Source organism: Lentzea sp. NPDC005914 (genome assembly GCF_040629405.1).
GTDB lineage: Bacteria > Actinomycetota > Actinomycetes > Mycobacteriales > Pseudonocardiaceae > Lentzea.
The window spans coordinates 1-17,023 of record NZ_JBEXVQ010000017.1 but is presented as its reverse complement, the minus strand read 5'-3'; the positions used below and the strand labels follow the sequence as shown (position 1 = coordinate 17,023).

The window sequence follows — 17,023 nt, the reverse complement described above, 5'->3', positions numbered from 1 at the left end:
GGCCGTGTCAGACGCATTCGGGCCAGAGCAGCAGCGCATCGGCAACCAGCAGCGCGAAGAGGCGATCACCGCGCTCAACGACCACTTCGCGCTGGCGCGGCTCGACATCGGCGAGTACCAGGAGCGGGTGAACCGCGCGTCCGTCGCGCAGTCCTACTACGAGCTGGCCGAGTTGTTCCGCGACCTGCCCCAGCCGCACCCGCCGTTCCTCGCGCCGCCCTCGGTGCCGTTCGCCGCCGTGCCCCCGCCGCCACCGGGCTTCCCGCCCCAGCCCACCCAGGCCTACTACCCGCCGCCCACGGGCCAGCAGTACGCCGTCCCGCCACCTCCGCCGGGGATGATGCCGCCCGGCATGGGCTACGCGAACCCGGCCGCGCCCTACGGCTACGACCCGATCACCGGCCTGCCGCTGTCGGACAAGTCGAAGATCGCCGCGGGCGTGCTGCAGCTGTTCCTGGGCAACCTGGGCATCGGCCGCTTCTACACCGGCCACGTCGGCATCGCCGTCGCCCAGCTGCTGACCTGCGGTGGCTGCGGCATCTGGTCGTTGATCGACGGGATCATCATCCTGGTCAACGGCGGCACGGACGCCCAGGGACGCAAGCTCAGGGACTAGCCTCGGCGGCCGCCTTGATCGAGGCGGCCTCCGTCTCGACGTACCGCCTGGTCAGCGATTTCGTCATCAGCCAGCCGATCCCGGCCAACGCACCGGACACCGTCAGCGCGAGGGTGAGCCGGCACCCGTCCGCGTGCGGCTCGACGTCGTGCGCGGCGACGACGGTGACACCGGACGAGCGCGACTCCCAGGTGTACGAGCGCCCGTCGGTCAGTTCGGTGACCGTCCACACCGCCGGGGACAACCGGGGCTGCTTCAACCGGGTGCGCGAGCCGAGGGCCAGTGGTCCTTCGTCGAGCCGTTCCACCGAGTCGACCGTGGGGATGCGCTCGGGCCAGCGTTCGACGTCGACGACCACGTCCCAGACGCGCTCAGGTGGGGCCTCGATGACGACGGAGTGCTGCAGGCCGGGCATGGGCCGAAGTCTAGATCCCAGCGAGGTTGCGTCCCACGCCCCAAACGGCAGCAACGACGAGAACGGCGACACCGACCGACTTCGGCACGGATCGCCGTTCCCCGGTCCACTTGTCGCGCGTCCACCGCGAGAACAGCCACACAGCCAGTGGCACGCCCAACGCGAGCAACACGGCGTTGTAGTGGAACGCGCTGACGACATCACCGTGCAGCAACGCGTGCACCATCCGCGTGGCACCGCATCCAGGGCAGTTGAGCCCCGTCAGCCAGTTGAACGGGCACTTGGGCAGCAGGTTGCCCGGCTTGGTCGGGTCGACGAACAGCAGCAACACCGCGCCCGCGCCGCCCAGAGCAAGAACGCTGAGCGGCGCGCGCAACCGTGTGAACGCACCGCTCAGCGTCTTCATCGCTCCAACTTACTTCTTGCGCGCGGCGAACCGGGTCGGCTTGTCGCGGAAAGGCGCGTCGGCCGGACGCGGCTCGGCGCGACCGTCCAGCACCTCGCGGGCCGCGAGCAGCCCGGCGACGGTCGACGCGTTGACGATCTCACCCGACAGGATCATGCGCACGGCCTCGTCGATCGGGAAGCGGTGGATCTCCAGATCCGCTTCCTCCTCGCCCTGCACGTCGCGGTCCACTTCGGACAGCTCGCGCGCCAGGAACACGCGCACCACCTCGTCGGTGAAACCGGGCGAAGCGGCGACGTCGACCAGCACGTGCCACTGCTCGGCGGCGAGCCCGACCTCTTCGGCCAGCTCCCGGCGCGCACCGACGACCGGCTCCTCGCCATCGTGGTCGAGCAGGCCCGCGGGCAGCTCCCACAGGTGCCGGCCCAGCGCGTGCCGGTACTGGTGGATCAGCGTGACCTGACCGTCGTCGTCCGCCGCCACGACCGCGACCGCGCCGTTGTTCTCGACGATCTCGCGCTTGGCCGTGCCGCCACCGGGCATCTCCACCTCGTCGACGCGCAACGCCAGGATCTTCCCGACGTGCAGGTCCTCGCTGGAGACCGTGCGGAAGTCGTGTCGCGACGTCACTTGGACGCCCCCGCCGCCAAAGGGAGGCGGTCGGCCACCCGGTAGTCGATCGCGGCCTTCACGAACGCGGCGAACAGCGGGTGCGGCTTCGTGGGACGCGACTTGAGCTCCGGGTGCGCCTGCGTGGCCGCGTAGAACGGATGCACGTCGGCGGGAAGCTCGACGAACTCGACCAGGCGGCCGTCCGGCGACACACCGGAGAACACCAGACCGGCGTCGGTGAGCTTGCTCCGGTACGCGTTGTTGACCTCGTAGCGGTGCCGGTGGCGCTCGGAGACCTCGGTGGACCCGTACGCGTTCGCGACCACCGACCCCGGCGTGAGCTTCGCGATGTACGCGCCGAGACGCATCGTGCCGCCCATGTCGCGCTGACCGGCGACGACGTCCTGCTGGTCGGCCATCGTGGAGATGACCGGCGAGCCGCCCTCTTCGAACTCGCTGGAGTTCGCGTCCTCGATGCCCGCGAGGTTCCGCGCGGCCTCGATGACCATGCACTGCAGGCCGAGGCACAGGCCCAGCGTGGGCACACCGCGCGTGCGGGTGTACTTCAGCGCGCCGATCTTGCCCTCGATGCCGCGCACGCCGAACCCGCCGGGGATCAGCACCGCGTCCATGCCGGACAACGCCCGTGCGGCACCTTCTGGCGTCTGGCACTCGTCCGACGGCACCCACTTGATCTCGACCTTGGCGTGGTGCGCGAACCCGCCCGCCCGCAGCGCCTCGGTGACCGAGAGGTACGCGTCCGGCAGGTCGACGTACTTGCCGACGAGCGCGATCTTCACCGTCTCGGACGGGTTGTGCACGCGGTTGAGCAGGTCGCCCCACACCGTCCAGTCGACGTCGCGGAACGGCAGGTCGAGGCGGCGCACCACGTACGCGTCGAGGCCCTCGGCGTGCAGGACCTTCGGGATGTCGTAGATCGACGGCGCGTCCACGGCCGCGACGACGGCGTCCGTGTCGACGTCGCACATCAGGCCGATCTTGCGCTTCAACGCGTCCGGGATCTCCCGGTCCGCGCGGCACACGATCGCGTCCGGCTGGATACCGATGTTGCGCAGCGCCGCGACGGAGTGCTGCGTCGGCTTGGTCTTCAGCTCACCGGACGGCGCCAGGTACGGGACCAGGCTGACGTGCAGGAAGAAGACGTTGTCGCGGCCGACGTCGTGGCGGACCTGGCGGCACGCCTCGAGGAACGGCAGCGACTCGATGTCACCGACCGTGCCGCCGACCTCGGTGATGACCACGTCCGGGGTGACGCCGTCGGCGTCCGGCTCGGCCATCGCGCGGATGCGGCGCTTGATCTCGTCGGTGATGTGCGGGATGACCTGGACCGTGTCGCCCAGGTACTCACCGCGGCGCTCCTTGGCGATGACCTCGGAGTACACCTGGCCGGTGGTCACGTTCGCGTCGCCGCTCAGATCCCGCGCGAGGAACCGCTCGTAGTGGCCGATGTCGAGGTCCGTCTCCGCGCCGTCGTCGGTCACGAAGACCTCGCCGTGCTGGAACGGGTTCATCGTGCCGGGGTCGACGTTCAGGTACGGGTCGAGCTTCTGCATCGTTACCCGCAGGCCGCGCGAGGTGAGCAACTGGCCGAGGCTGGAGGCGGTGAGCCCCTTGCCCAGGGAGGACGCGACGCCCCCCGTGACGAAGACGTGCTTGGTCGTACGTGCCTGCTGCACCAACGGGGCTCCCGTGAAAATCGTGGGGGCCGAATCCCCCTATCCACGGGCCATAACGCTAACACGCCGCCGGTCACTCAGCGCACCACGACCCGGCAGATCACATCACCCGATCGGCGCAGTGAGGGGTTTCCCCGAAGTTCCCCCGGCACGGGCCGGGATCAGGAATCGTTGTCACGTGACCTTCGACGTGGCAGGGGACGCCGCCAGAGCCGTGCACGAGCGCTCCGCGGCATGGCGTTTCATCGAGGGATTCGCGGCCGCGTGGGCCGAGCCGATCGGGCCGCTCGACGGCTGGAGCCGTGCCGACCTCTCGGCCACCGAGGAACTGCTCGGCGTCCGGTTGCCGGAGGCGGTGAAGGAGGCGCTGTCGTTGTTCGGCAAGCGGCCGGACCTCACCAGCAACCAGGACCGCCTGCTCACGCCCTCGGAACTGCGGGTGGATCGCGAGGTGCTGGTCTTCCGCGACGAGAACCAGTGGGTCGCGGCGTGGGGCGTCGCGCTCGGTTCGGACGACCCCGAAGTGCTGATCAAGCTCGACCTGCTGAACAAGTCCGAGGAGCGCTGGGACCCGTGGCTGCCGCGGTTCTCGCTCGCGTGCGTGGAGATGGTGTTGTCCGAAGCGCTGTTCCGCGACGGCGCCGAGACAGCGGACAGGGAGACGTCCGAGGCGGACATCTCCCTGCTCGAGGACCACTTCACGCTCCTGCCGTTGCAGAGCCCCGGCACCCGCTGGTTCGTCACGGACGACGTGATCGTCCGCGAGGACGACAGCCAGTGGCTGTGGGCCCGCGCTCGTACACCGCATGCACTTGAGGTGCTGCTCAAGGCGCTGCCAGGCGACTGGACGACTGAATACTGAATACAGTCTCCGATATACAGGATGCGGTGTTCGTGTTCAGCAGGCAGGATTCGGTATTCAGTGCAGGATTCGGTATCCGGTATGCGGTATTCAGCATTCGGGATTCAGCCTGCGGTTCCCGGCGAGGACGCCTCGGCGTTGCCGGCTACTCCATACCGTCCACTGCGGCCTTCCAGCTGTTCGCGCAGTGCCATGACGACGACGACCTGACCGGCCGGTGTGTCGGAATTGTCGACCGTAGACAGAATGGACGTCGCGTTGGTGTCCGCGCGGACCACACCGATGGCGCCGGTGCCGTTCGCGGCACCGTTGGCCCCCGCGAGCACGACGCCCGCGCCGGCCCGGTCGAGCTGGGTGGCGAACCGTGCGATCGTCGAAGCGCGGTCGGCGGCCGAGTCACCGATCGCGGCACCGCCCGTGAGGACGATCGCGAGCTGCGCGGGCTTCACACCCGAGGTCGCCTTCACGAAGCCCGCGTTGGACAGTCCGGCGAGCGCCGAAGCGGTCTCGTCAGCGGTGGCCTGCGGTTCGTTGTTGGAGGGGTTGAGCAGCAGCAGCGTGCCGAACAGGCCGCCCGCGCGGGTTCCGGGGTCACCGGCCGTGGGCAGCTGTGAGCCGGCGGGCTGCAGCCGTGCCACGAGGTCGCGGAGCTGGTCGGAGCGGGACGGGTCGGCGAACGCGTCGGTCAGCTGGATCTCGCCGGTGACGGCGGCGCCCGCGGACTTCAGCAACCCGGCGAGGGCGTCCCGATCGGACGGACGCGCGTCCGAGGTCGTGACGATGACGACGGTCCGGTCGGTGAGCCTGTCCTTGACCGCGAGCGGGCCGACGGACGCGGCGAACTTGTCCGCCTCGGTCAGCTTGGCGTTCAACGCGTTGCGGTCGTTCTGCAGGTCGTTCACCTGCTGTGCCAACGAGTTCTTTTCATCGCTCAACCCGGAGAGCAGCCGCCCGCTGATCGCGGTCGACCCCAGCACGACACCCACCGCGAGCGCCAGAAACACCGCGGTGATCGAGACTACGTGGTAGCGAAGCGAGATCACGAGAAGAACCCCTTGAACCAGTTGGCGACGGATTGCCACGCGTCGACGACGATGTCGACGTAGACGTGACCGACGCCGGACACCGCGAGTGCCGCCGCCATGGCGACGATCGCGGCGACCACCAGCAGAACGATCACGCCCATGGACACCCGGCTGCGATGCAAGGTCGCGACGGCCTCCCCGTCGACGAGCTTGCTGCCGAGCTTCAACCGGGTGAGGAACGTGGAGGGGTTGGAACCGGAGTGCCCGCGGTCGAGGAACTCGCGCAACGTCGCGCGCAGCCCCACCGTGACGACCAGGGACGCCCCGTGGGCCTCGGCGAGCAGCAACGCGAGATCCTCCGCGTTGCCCGACGCGGGGAACGTCACCGCGCCGATGCCGAGGTCCTGGATCCGCTGCAGGCCGGGCGCGTGGCCGTCGGTCTGCGCGGGCACGACCACCTCGGAGGCCTCGCGCAGTGACGCGGTGCCGATGCCGTCGGGGTCGCCGACGATGATGTCCGGCTTGTACCCGGCGTCGTGCAGCGTGTCCGCGCCGGTGTCGACCCCGATCAGCACCGGCCGGTACTCGCGGATGTACTTGCGGAGCTTGCGCAGCTGTTCCGCGTGCGACGGTCCGCCCGCGACGACCAGCACCTGCCGATCGCGCATCGGCACGTACACCTCGGGCACGCCGACGCCGTCGAGCACCAGCGCGCGTTCCCTGCGCAGGAACTCGATGGTGTTGGCGGAGAACGCCTCCAGCTGAGCCGACATGCCGGCCTTCGCCTCGATCATGGCGTCGGCGATGCTCTCGGCGTTCTGCTCGATCCCCTTGGCGAGCTCGCGTTCCCCGGCGTAGACGACACCTTCGTGCAGCCGGATCTTCACGCCTTCCCTGATCTCGCGCAGGGCGACCGCGCCGACGTTGTCGATGAGCGGAATGCCCGCCTCGATCAGCAGTTCCGGGCCGAGATTGGGAAAACGCCCGGAAATGGACGGCGAGGCGTTCACGACACCGACCACCTCGGCCGCGACGAGTGCTTCCGCGGTCCGCCGGTCGAGGTCGACGAGATCGAAAACAGCGACATCACCGGGACTGACGCGCCGCACCAGGTCGCTCACGCGCCGATCAACCCGCGCGACGCCCGTGACACCGGGAAGTTCGTGGTTGGAGCGGCTCAGCAGCCCGGAAAGCTTCATGCGTCCGATAGTGACTCACGGTGCGCACGCGACAGGTGAGGCACGCCGGGCAATTCGTGCTGGTCAGTCGTCGGGGTGAACTACTACGGCTCCAAACGCGAGGACCGTCGCCGCCAGCAGGACCCAGATTCCGTTGCCGAACCCGGCTTGCAGTCCCGGATCTATGGCGATGTTGCCCGCCTTGTGAAAGCTGATCGCGTTCAGCAAATACACGAACAGCATTCCGGTGACCCCGGCGAGTGCGGCTGCTCCGGCGAATGCGACCTTTCGCCATCGGATGCCGGCGAACACCACCGCGGCGGCCGCTACCGCCGGGATGCCGAAGAGCGGGCCGTGTTCGTCTTTCGTCGCTCCGAAGTGGGTGGCCCAGCCGGTGGTGATGTAAGCGGTCTGCGGCTGGTCCGGTGTCAGCCGGATCAGGAGTTCGGAGAACGGCAGGAACGTCGCGGTGACCGCCGCCGCGGCGGCCAGTGCGAGAAGGGCTGCGCTGAGGAGCTTCATTCGGGCTCCCTTTGTGCCGCGATGGCGCCGGTGAGGGCGACGAGCGTTCCGACCGCCAGGAAGACCAGGCCGTAGCCGATCGCGAAGTCGCCTTGTTGCTCGACGGCGTGGCCGCGTTCGGAAATGGTGAGGGTCGTGGTGATGCCGACCGCTCCGAGTTGGGCCGCTGCTCCGGCCAGGGCGGCTCGGTTGATCCAGATGCCGGCGATCATCAGGGCCGCCGTCACCGCGATGGGCAGGCCGTACCAGGGCGAGAGGTCGCCGGCGGGCCAGTCGCCCGGCTTGTTGACGACCTCCGTGCCCCAAGCCCGGACGACGACCTCGACGTCCTGCGCGTAGATGGTCGAGTACCAGGGCAACACGAGTGCCGTCGCGGTCAGCACCACCCCGGCCGCGATCAACGCCACCGCCGTCGGTCTTCCGATCACCGAGCCTCCTGCTCCTGCTCGGCGATCGCGATGCCGAACGGTGGCGTGTCGTCGTCGCTGTCGAGTTGATGCACGACCACTTCTTCTTCGGGCTGTTCTGCGGGCTCTTCGCGCTTTTGGGCGAGCACGGCCCCGACCAGGCCGATGATCACTGCCGCGATCAGCAGGTACGTGCCTTCGTGCAGGACCACCTCGTACCGCTGGCTGGCGGGCCACGACTCGTTGATGGTCGCTTCTTCGTGCCACAACTGAAGAACGTAGAACAACACGACGCCGGCCAGCCCGCCCGCCGCCGTGAGCGTCACGAGCCTCCCGGCGTGGGCCGTCCGCCCTCGCGCCATGAGCACAACGCCGACCACCATCGCCACGGCCGTGATGACCACCGGCCACCCGGCGCCGTAGTAGGTGGCGGTCGAGGCCCCTTCCTGGTACTTCGACGTCTGGATCCACAACGAGGTGGTGAACCTCCGGCCGTTCTGCTCGCCGACCTGACCAGAGCCGTACGTGTTCATGAAACTGCTGACCACCGCCAGCCCCGCTCCCACCAGCACGAGGGGCGCAGCGATCTTCCCGCGATCAATCACTCTTCGACTCTTTCGGCTCATCCGCGCTCTGCGGGTGCCGCGGTTCGATCGGTTCCACGATCACCGGGAACCCGTACGGCGGCGTCTCGCTCTCGTCGCCCTCGATCTGGTGGATCACAGCCCCGTCCCCCGTTGCTTCCCTGACCCGGCGCGGCAACTCCTGGTGCAACACCGCCGACACCACCGCCACCCCGGCCGCGACGATCAGCATCGTCACCCCGTCACCCTGCTCGACGTCGAACGGCACCGGCGCCTCGAGCTCCTTCAGCTTGGCGACCGTCCCCTGCACACTCCTGACCGCCGACCAGGCCACCCCCGCCAACAGCCCGGCGCCCAGCAACGACCCCACCCGCACGGCCGGAATCCGGAACGCCAACACGGCGGCAAGCGCCATGACGAGCGCGGCCCCCACCGCCGGTTCCCCGTATTCGATGGGCCCGAGCAACAGGGCCCCGCGGAAGTCGTCCCGCTCGGTGACCCACGAAGTCGCCTCGTACCGCAGCGTCCGGCCCTGCAACTGAGCCTGCACGACATAGGAGTTGAGGAAGGTCGCCGCCACCGCCAGCCCCGCCGCGACGAACACCAGCACCGCCCCGAACACCCGGCGCGTGGTCACAGATCCGGTCCACCTTCCACCGCACCACCGTGTGCGTCCGCTGACCGGGACTCGGTCACGTTCCCATCATGCCGAACCACCGGCTTGACGGCGCCGCGGCACGCACCCGAATCCGCTGCTCACCGTTGCCGGGGTGCCGTCGCACGGGCCCGCGTCCAGGTGCTGGGATGCCCGGCACCGGCGCGTAGCCGATTCAGCAGTGGTGTGGCCGGGGTGCCGTTCCCGGCATCAGCTCGCGGCGGGCGGGCTGGTGTTCCGCGGAACACTGAGATCCACCCACACCACCTGCGCTGGGGCTTCACCAGCACGACACCACGTGCCGCCGCCAACTCCGCAGCGCCCACACGGCCCACTACTCCGGTCAGGGCAACCGGGCCGAGGCGAACCGCCTCGACCCGCCAAACCCGACCGTCAAGCCTTCTTCTTGCGCAGCCGCCACCGGAGCCGACGACGTGTCCGCCTTCGCCGCCACCCGCGCCTGCCTCACGAACACAGGACCACGCGCCGCCACCAACTCACGACACCCACGCGGTCCCACCACTCCCGTCAGGGCAACCGTGCCGAGGCGAAACCTGCCGACCGTCAGGCCTTCTTCTTGCGCCGCCGCACCACCGGAGCCGACGACTTGTCCGCCTTCGCCGCCGCCAGCAACTCCTCGGCATGCGCGCGGCCCGTGTCGGTCGAGTCCATGCCCGCCAGCATGCGGGCCAGTTCGACCACGCGCTGCGTCTCGTCCAGCTTGCGCACCGCGGACCGCGTGAATGTGCCGTCGGCCGACTTGTCGACGACCAGGTGCCGGTCCGCGAACGCTGCCACCTGCGGCAGGTGCGTCACGACGATGACCTGGTGCGAGCGGGCAAGGCGGGCCAGGCGGCGGCCCACCTCAACGGCCGCGCGGCCGCCGACGCCGGCGTCCACCTCGTCGAACACGAGGGTCGGCACCGGATCGGAGTGCGACAGCACGACTTCCAGGGCGAGCATCACGCGCGAGAGCTCACCGCCGGACGCGCCCTTGTGCACCGGCAGCGCGGGGGCGCCGGGATGCGAGATCAGGCGGAGCTCCACGTCGTCGACGCCCGACGCGCCCGCGTGCAGAATCGAGCGGCCCACTGGCAGCGCCTGCGGGTCGCCGGACTCGGCGTGGCGCGGGCGGACGGCGAGTTCGACGGTGGCGTGCGGCATGGCCAGGCCGTCCAGCTCCTCGCTGACGGCCTTGCCCAGTTCCAGAGCGGCTTCGGTGCGCGCGGCGGTGACCTGCTCGGCCAGCGCCGCCAGCTCGACGGCCAGCTCGTCGCGGCGAGTGGCTAGCGCGGTCAGCGCTTCTTCGGACGTGTCCAGGCCGTCCAGACGAGCGCGCGCGTCGACCGCCCACGCGATCACGCCGTCGACGTCCGCCGCGTACTTGCGGGTCAGCGCCTTCAGCTCGGCCTGGCGCTGCAACACCTGCTCCAGGCGGCCGGGGTCGGCTTCGAGGTGGTCGAGGTAGCCGGAGATCTCCGCGCCGACGTCGGCCAGCAGCGTCGCGGCCTCGACGAGGCGCGGTTCCAGCTCGCGCAGCTTCGGGTCCTCCGACGTGGACAGGCGGCGCGCGGCCTCGGAGATCAGGCCCAGCGCGCCGGGGTTGTCCGGGTCGCCGTCCAGCGAGCCCGACACCGCGTACTGCGCGCCGGACGCCGCCTCGCGGAGCTGGTCGGCGTCGGCGAGGCGGCGGGCCTCGTCGTGCAGTTCGGCGTCCTCGCCCAGCTTCGGGTCGACCGCGTCGATCTCGGTCAGGCCGTGCCGCAGCAGGTCCGCCTCGCGGGCGAGCTCGCGGGAGCGCTCGGTGCGTTCCTTCAGCTCCGTCGAGACGCGCAGCCACTCCTCGCGGACGGCCTGGTACGCGCGCAACGGCTCGGCCACGTCGTCGGAGGCGAAGCGGTCCAGCACACCGCGCTGCTCGGTCGGGCGCATGAGGCGCAGCTGGTCGTTCTGGCCGTGGACGGCGATCAGCTGCTCCGCCAGCTCGGACAGCACGCCGACCGGCACGGAGCGGCCGCCGACGTGGGCCCGGGAACGGCCGTCGGAGCCGACGGTGCGGATCGCGATCAGCGAGCCGTCCTCGTCCGCCTCGCCGCCGACCTCCTCCGCCACCTTCGCGGCAGGGCTGCCCGCAGGCGCCTGAAAACGGCCTTCCACCACCGCCCTGTCGGCGCCGGTGCGCACTCGGGAAGCCTCCGCACGGCCACCGCCGAGCAGGTGCAAACCAGTCACGACCATGGTCTTGCCCGCGCCCGTCTCACCAGTGACTACGGTGAATCCGGGGTCGAGTTCGAGGGTGGCCTCGTCAATAACACCAAGGCCATTGATGCGCATCTCGGCCAGCACAGGGCGAACCTTACTTGTCGGGTCCGACATTTCCGGATGGGACCTTGCTCTGGGGGCACCGTACCCAGCGAGTGCCGACGCACCGAGCGGCGCGCTCAGCCTGCCGATGGTCCCCGCCACCCCTTCACCGGCAGGGCGAACTTCTCGACCAGCCGGTCCGTGAACGGAGCCTGGCGCAGCCGCACGACCTTGAGCGGCACCTCGCCCTCCACGATCTCGATCCGCGCGCCCGCCGGCAGTTCGAACGTGCGCCGGCCGTCCGCCGACAGCGCCGCAGGGTGCCCGGTCTGCTCGATCTCGAACGCCACGTGCGACTTCGGCGACACGACCAGAGGCCGCGCGAACAGCGCGTGCGCGTTGCTCGGCACCACCAGGATCGCCTGCACGTCCGGCCACACGACCGGGCCGCCCGCGGAGAACGCGTACGCCGTCGAGCCCGTCGGCGTCGCACACAGCACGCCGTCGCAGCCGAACGCCGACACCGGTCTGCCGTCGACCTCGACGACGACCTCCAGGATGCGTTCGCGGATCAGCTTCTCGACGCTGATCTCGTTGAGCGCCCACGTCTTCACGACGACCTCGCCGTTGACCGTCGCGACGAGGTCGAGCGTCATGCGCTCTTCCACGAAGTAGTCGCGCTCGAGCACGTGACCGACTGCCTCGTGCAACGCGTCCGAGTCGGCCTCGGCCAGGAACCCGACACGCCCGAGGTTCACGCCCAGCACCGGAACGCGCGCCGGCCGGGCGAGCTCGGCACCGCGCAACAGCGTGCCGTCACCGCCCAGCACCAGCACGAGCTCGGTGCCCTCGGCCGCGTGGTCGTCGGCGGGCACGACCTTGGTGCAGCACGACGGGCCGAGGTCACGCGCCTCGTCGTCGAGCACCCTCGTCGTGACACCCCCGACCGCGAGACGGCCGGCCACCTGACGGGCGAGATCAATGTTGCTCTGGTGCCCGGTGTGGACGACCAGCAGGACTTCCCTCATTGGGGCCCTTCTTCGACGGCGGTGCGCACCATCTCTGCAGCATCGACGGGTTCGCCTTTGCGCAGCCAGAGAAAGTATTCGACGTTTCCGGACGGGCCGGGCAGCGGGCTCGCGACGACGCCGTGCACTGCCAGACCCTGTTCCGCTGCCGCCCTGGTCACCTCGAGAACGGCTTCGGCGCGCAGCTCCGGGTCGCGCACTACGCCACCGGAGCCGAGACGTTCCTTGCCGACCTCGAACTGCGGCTTGACCATGGGCAGCAGGTCGCCCTCCTCGTCGAGGCACGCGGCCAGTGCGGGAAGCACAAGCCTCAACGAGATAAACGAAAGATCCGCTACGACGAGTTCAACTTTCCCGCCGATGTCCTCAGGCGTGAGGGCGCGGACGTTGGTCTTGTCCTTCACCACGACCCGGTCGTCGGTCTGCAGCTTCCAGTCGAGCAACCCGCGCCCGACGTCGGCCGCGACCACCTGACGCGCGCCGCCCCGCAGCAGCACGTCGGTGAAACCGCCAGTGGATGCGCCCGCGTCCAGGCATCGCCTGCCCGTCGGGTCGATCTTGAACCGCTCGAGCGCGCCGATCAGCTTGTGCGCGCCCCGGGAGGCCCAGTTCGGGTCGTTGCCGAGGTCCTTCACGACGACCGCGTCGGAGGTCTCCACGGCGGTCGCGGGTTTCGTCGCGACGGTGCCGCGCACCGTGACGCGGCCGTCCGCGACGAGTTGGCTGGCGTGCTCACGGGACTTGGCGAGCCCCCTGCGCACGAGTTCGGCGTCGAGCCGCACCCTGCGAGGCACTGTGCATCACACCTGTTCGATGCTCGACAGTGCTTCGGTGAGCGTCGCGTGCACGGCGTCGAACCGCGCCACGTGCTCGGCGAGGGGGACGTTCTCAAGCCCGTCGAGCCGCTCCAGCGCGCCTTCGATGGCGTCGGCCGGGTTGGGCGGCGGTCCGGGCAGGGGGTAGCTCACGGCTCTTACGGTAGCCGATGGAGTACCGACAGGTCCGCGCCGACATACGTGGGCCGCAGCTCTTCCGGAAGCGCTTGCGCCTCTTGCTCCGTCGATACACCCGTGAGCACGAGCAGCGAGTCCATTCCGGCGTTCACCGCGCCCAGAATGTCCGTGTCGAGCCTGTCGCCGATCACCAGCGGGCGGTGCGCGCCGAGCTCCTTCGCCGCCTGCTGCAGCAACGGTGTGGCGGGCTTGCCGGCGACGAGCGGCTCCTGCTCGGTGGCCGCCTTGAGCGCCTCGACGAGCGCCCCGTTGCCGGGCAGCAGGCCGCGCTCGGTGGGCAGGGTGGCGTCGACGTTGCACGCCACCCACAGCGCACCGCCGCGAATGGCCACGGCGGCCTCGGCCAGCTCACGCCAGCCGAGGTCCATGGACAGGCCTTGCAGGACCGCCACCGCGCCCTCGGCGGTGTCGGTCGGGGTGAGACCGCGCTTGAGCACCTCGGCCTGAAGAGCCTTGGTGCCGAGCACGAGCACAGTGGATCGCTTCGGCAGACGGTCGGCCAGCATGGCCGCGCCTGCCTGGGCGGAGGTGCTCACCTCGTCGATGCTCGTGTCGAACCCGAGCTCGACGAGGTGATCCGCGACTGCCTGCGGTGAGCGAGATGCGTTGTTGGTGACGTACCGGATCCCGAGGCCTTTGGCCCTGGCTTTCGCGATCTCGTCCGCGGCGCCGGGCACGACCTCTTTACCGCGGTAGACGGTGCCGTCGAGATCGATCAGCAACGCGTCGTACCGGTCGACCAACGTCTCGCTCACTGCTGTCCGATCTCCTCCGGGGAGGCGGTCTCGTCCTGGGTGAGCTCGAACGCGCGCTCGGCGGCGTCCGTCTCCCCCTCGTCGTCGGCCTCGGCGGCGTTGAGGAACCACTTGACGGATTCCTCGATGCGACCGGCCGCGGCCAGGTTGTCGGCGTAAGCGTAGAAGAGCCGCGCGGAGTACGGAGTGCGCTGCCCGGGATCGAGGTCCGGCCCCTGCAACGCGACCACGGCCGCCTCGAGCTGCCCCATGTCCCGGCGAGCACCGGCCGCGACGATCCGCAGCTCGATCTCGTCTTCTTGGGACAGGTCCTTCGCCGCCGGGTCCTTCGCGAGGTCGATGGCCCGCTCCGGCCGGCCCAGGGCCCGCTCGCAGTCGGCCATGATCGCCAGGTGGCCCGGTCCGGTCATCATCCGGCGCGCGGCCCGCAGCTCGCTGAGAGCCTCGGCCCACTCGTCCGCGAAGTACGCGGTCAGACCGGCCGCTTCCCGAACCACACCGACCCGCGCCGCCTTGCTGCGCGCGTACCGGGCGTGCTCCAGGGCGAGCTCGGGCTCCTCGTCGATCAGCAGCCCGGCCGCGGCCAGGTGCCTGCCGACGATCTCCGCGAGGCCCTTGGGAAGGCTGCGCAGCTCGGCCCGGATCTCCGGGTCGAGTGCCGACAGGTCGGCGTCTTCCGGCAGCTCGGGACGACCACCGCGCGGCGCGGGAGCCTCGTCCCGGTCTTCAGCGTCGGCCTCGGTCTCGTCGGCCTCGGTCTCGTCGGCGTCAGCGGCAGGAGCGGCGCTTTCGTCGTCGGCCTTGGTGTCGACGTCGATCTCGCGCTCGCCGGCGGCCTCGACCTCGTCGGCGTCGCCTTCGGCGGCAACGACGGTCTCGGCGTCCTCGGCCTCACGGCTGGCGGCGGCACGGCTGGCCGCGGCGCCATCGCCCAGGCGGTAGCCCGGACGCTCGCCGGCGTCCGAGGTCACCTCAGTGGCAACGTCCTGACCAGTGGCTTCCTGCTCGGCGACGCGCTCCTGGAACCGCGCCGCACGCTCACGGCTGCGCTCGTCACGACGGTCATCGCGCTGAGGCGCGGAACGCTCGTCGTTGCGGGAGTTGTCGCGGGAGTTGTCACGGTCGTCGCGACGGTCGTCCTTGCGGTACCCGCCACGGTCGCCACCGCGGTCGGAACGGAAGCCGCCCCGATCACCGGAGTCGCTCTTGCGGTAGCCGCCGCGGTCGCTGGAACCCTCGCGCTTCTGGTAGCCGCCACGGTCACCCGAGTCGCTCTTCCGGAAGCCGCCGCGATCGCTCGAGCCCTCCTTGCGGAACCCACCGCGATCACCGGAGTCGCTCTTCCGGTAGCCACCGCGGTCACCGGAGTCGTCCTTGCGGTAGCCGCCGCGGTCGCTCGAACCCTCGCGACGCTGGTAGCCACCACGGTCACCCGAGTCGCTCTTGCGGAACCCGCCACGGTCACTGGAACCCGAACGCTCGCCACCCCGGTAGCCGCCGCGGTCGCCCGAGTCGTCCTTGCGGTAGCCGCCGCGGTCGCTGGAGCCCTCACGGCGCTGGTAGCCACCACGATCGGAGCTGTCGCCACCGCGGTAGCCGGGACGGTCACCCGAGCGCTCGCCGCGGTAACCACCGCGGTCGCTGGAACCCTCGCGCTTCTGGTAGCCGCCACGGTCACCCGAGTCGCTCTTGCGGTAGCCGCCGCGGTCGCCCGAGTCGTCCTTGCGGAAGCCGCCGCGGTCACTGGAACCGCGGTACCCGCCACGATCGCCGGAGTCGCTCTTCCGGAAACCGCCGCGGTCGCTGGAACCCGAACGCTCGCCACCTCGGTAGCCACCGCGGTCGCTCGAGCCCTCGCGACGCTGGTAACCACCACGGTCGCCGGAATCGTCCTTGCGGTAACCGCCGCGGTCGCTGGAGCCCTCACGGCGCTGGTAGCCGCCGCGGTCGGAGCTGTCGCCACCGCGGTAGCCCGGACGGTCACCCGAGCGATCGCCGCGGTAACCACCGCGGTCGCTCGAGTCGTCCTTGCGGTAGCCGGGACGGTCGCCGCCGCGGTCGGAACGGAACCCGCCGCGGTCGCTCGAACGCTCACCGGAACGCTCGCTGCGGAACCCGCCGCGCTCGCCGCCCGAGCGGTAACCGCCACGGTCGTTCGAGTCGCTCTTGCGGTAGCTGCCGCGGTCGCTGGAACCCTGGCCGCGATATCCACCGCGGTCGCCGGAGTCGTCCTTGCGGAAGCCGGGACGGTCGCTGGAGCCTTCGCGACGCTGGTAACCGCCGCGGTCGCTGGAGCCAGAACGCTCGCCACCCCGGTAGCCGCCACGGTCACTCGAACCCTGGCCGCGGTAGCCGCCGCGGTCGCCGCCGGAGCGGTTGCCGGCGCGGTCGTCTCGACGGTCTCCGCTGCGGTTGCGGTCGCCGGAGCCCTCACCACGCTGGTAGCCGCCGCGGTCCTCGCGCGGCTTGTCGTCACGATTGCTGCTGAACTTGCGATCGCCTGATGGTCGGCCACCGTCGGAATGGCGCGGTCGGTCTCCCTGGCCACGCTGACGGTCGCCGGGACGATCCCCGAACCTTGACACCAAATCCTCCTATGGACACGCTGAAAGGGGCCTGTGAGCGAAGCACTGTAGTTGTGCCCCGCGATCACAAGCCCCTTCAGGGAAGTAAAGTTCGGCGGCGACCTACTCTCCCACACCGTAACCAGTGCAGTACCATCGGCGCAGAAGGGCTTAACTACCGGGTTCGGAATGGGACCGGGTGTTTCCCCAACGCTATAACCACCGAAACACTATGGAATTCACAACCTGAACCCCGAACACCGAAGTGCCTGGATTCGATCGGTTCTGGTTGTTCTTCCAGAACCGCACAGTGGATGCGTAGCATTTTTGTAACAAGTCCTCGGCCTATTAGTACCAGTCAGCTCCAACCGTTACCGGTC

Annotated in this window: 18 protein-coding genes and 1 rRNA gene; 2 read left to right on the top strand and 17 right to left on the bottom strand. The window is 69.9% G+C overall.

Annotation, left to right across the window (positions count from 1 at the left end):
• The first annotated feature begins 4 nt into the window (after nt 1-4).
• The gene (locus tag ABZ345_RS23900) at nt 5-616 is read left to right on the top strand and encodes an NINE protein (RefSeq protein WP_359852644.1); all 612 of its coding nucleotides are present in this window, start codon (nt 5-7) and stop codon (nt 614-616) included.
• On the opposite strand, the gene ABZ345_RS23895 is transcribed toward ABZ345_RS23900, so the two are convergent.
• The 4 genes from ABZ345_RS23895 to ABZ345_RS23880 are packed head-to-tail and all read right to left on the bottom strand — an operon-like array spanning nt 606 to nt 3,749.
• Complete coding sequence (locus tag ABZ345_RS23895) at nt 606-1,031, bottom strand: SRPBCC family protein (protein ID WP_359852641.1); 426 nt, start codon at nt 1,029-1,031, stop codon at nt 606-608. The genes ABZ345_RS23900 and ABZ345_RS23895 overlap by 11 nt on opposite strands.
• A 10-nt stretch (nt 1,032-1,041) precedes the next feature.
• On the bottom strand, nt 1,042-1,437 hold the full coding sequence (locus tag ABZ345_RS23890; protein WP_359852638.1) for a DUF2752 domain-containing protein: 396 nt from the start codon (nt 1,435-1,437) through the stop codon (nt 1,042-1,044).
• Nucleotides 1,438-1,446: 9 nt separating this feature from the next.
• On the bottom strand, nt 1,447-2,067 hold the full coding sequence (locus ABZ345_RS23885) for an NUDIX hydrolase (RefSeq protein WP_359852635.1): 621 nt from the start codon (nt 2,065-2,067) through the stop codon (nt 1,447-1,449).
• A complete protein-coding gene (locus tag ABZ345_RS23880) occupies nt 2,064-3,749 on the bottom strand; it encodes a CTP synthase (RefSeq protein ID WP_359852632.1) in 1,686 nt (561 codons plus the stop codon). Before ABZ345_RS23880 ends, ABZ345_RS23885 begins: the two co-directional genes overlap by 4 nt.
• A 175-nt stretch (nt 3,750-3,924) precedes the next feature.
• On the opposite strand from ABZ345_RS23880, the gene ABZ345_RS23875 reads away from it, so the two are divergent.
• A complete protein-coding gene (locus ABZ345_RS23875) occupies nt 3,925-4,608 on the top strand; it encodes a hypothetical protein (protein WP_359852630.1) in 684 nt (227 codons plus the stop codon).
• A gap of 104 nt (nt 4,609-4,712) precedes the next feature.
• Here ABZ345_RS23875 and ABZ345_RS23870 read toward each other — a convergent pair whose 3' ends face one another.
• From ABZ345_RS23870 to rrf, 13 genes are all read right to left on the bottom strand, one after another.
• Nucleotides 4,713-5,651, bottom strand: a complete 939-nt coding sequence (locus ABZ345_RS23870; protein WP_359852627.1) for a copper transporter — start codon at nt 5,649-5,651, stop codon at nt 4,713-4,715.
• Nucleotides 5,648-6,832, bottom strand: coding sequence for a putative cytokinetic ring protein SteA (gene steA / locus ABZ345_RS23865; protein WP_359852624.1), 1,185 nt, complete (start codon nt 6,830-6,832; stop codon nt 5,648-5,650). Before steA ends, ABZ345_RS23870 begins: the two co-directional genes overlap by 4 nt.
• Nucleotides 6,833-6,895: 63 nt before the next feature.
• Nucleotides 6,896-7,333, bottom strand: a complete 438-nt coding sequence (locus ABZ345_RS23860) for a hypothetical protein (RefSeq protein WP_359852621.1) — start codon at nt 7,331-7,333, stop codon at nt 6,896-6,898.
• On the bottom strand, nt 7,330-7,761 hold the full coding sequence (locus ABZ345_RS23855) for a hypothetical protein (protein ID WP_359852618.1): 432 nt from the start codon (nt 7,759-7,761) through the stop codon (nt 7,330-7,332). Before ABZ345_RS23855 ends, ABZ345_RS23860 begins: the two co-directional genes overlap by 4 nt.
• Nucleotides 7,758-8,345 (bottom strand): hypothetical protein, encoded by a 588-nt coding sequence (locus ABZ345_RS23850; RefSeq protein ID WP_359852616.1) that lies wholly within the window; start codon nt 8,343-8,345, stop codon nt 7,758-7,760. Before ABZ345_RS23850 ends, ABZ345_RS23855 begins: the two co-directional genes overlap by 4 nt.
• Nucleotides 8,338-8,961 (bottom strand): hypothetical protein, encoded by a 624-nt coding sequence (locus tag ABZ345_RS23845; protein WP_359852613.1) that lies wholly within the window; start codon nt 8,959-8,961, stop codon nt 8,338-8,340. The genes ABZ345_RS23850 and ABZ345_RS23845 overlap by 8 nt, the downstream gene beginning before the upstream one ends.
• A gap of 582 nt (nt 8,962-9,543) precedes the next feature.
• Entirely contained in the window at nt 9,544-11,325 is a 1,782-nt protein-coding gene (gene recN / locus ABZ345_RS23840) for a DNA repair protein RecN (RefSeq protein ID WP_359852610.1), read from the bottom strand.
• Nucleotides 11,326-11,420: 95 nt separating this feature from the next.
• A complete protein-coding gene (locus ABZ345_RS23835; RefSeq protein WP_359852607.1) occupies nt 11,421-12,311 on the bottom strand; it encodes an NAD kinase in 891 nt (296 codons plus the stop codon).
• A complete protein-coding gene (locus ABZ345_RS23830) occupies nt 12,308-13,105 on the bottom strand; it encodes a TlyA family RNA methyltransferase (RefSeq protein ID WP_359852604.1) in 798 nt (265 codons plus the stop codon). The genes ABZ345_RS23835 and ABZ345_RS23830 overlap by 4 nt, the downstream gene beginning before the upstream one ends.
• A 6-nt stretch (nt 13,106-13,111) precedes the next feature.
• The gene (locus tag ABZ345_RS23825) at nt 13,112-13,279 is read right to left on the bottom strand and encodes a hypothetical protein (RefSeq protein WP_359852601.1); all 168 of its coding nucleotides are present in this window, start codon (nt 13,277-13,279) and stop codon (nt 13,112-13,114) included.
• A gap of 5 nt (nt 13,280-13,284) precedes the next feature.
• Nucleotides 13,285-14,079 (bottom strand): HAD-IIA family hydrolase, encoded by a 795-nt coding sequence (locus ABZ345_RS23820; RefSeq protein WP_359852599.1) that lies wholly within the window; start codon nt 14,077-14,079, stop codon nt 13,285-13,287.
• Nucleotides 14,076-16,664: a hypothetical protein gene (locus ABZ345_RS23815; protein WP_359852596.1), complete on the bottom strand. Its 2,589-nt coding sequence runs from the start codon at nt 16,662-16,664 to the stop codon at nt 14,076-14,078. The genes ABZ345_RS23820 and ABZ345_RS23815 overlap by 4 nt, the downstream gene beginning before the upstream one ends.
• An 89-nt stretch (nt 16,665-16,753) precedes the next feature.
• Nucleotides 16,754-16,870: ribosomal RNA gene (rrf, locus tag ABZ345_RS23810) — 5S ribosomal RNA — on the bottom strand.
• Nucleotides 16,871-17,023: the final 153 nt, after the last annotated feature.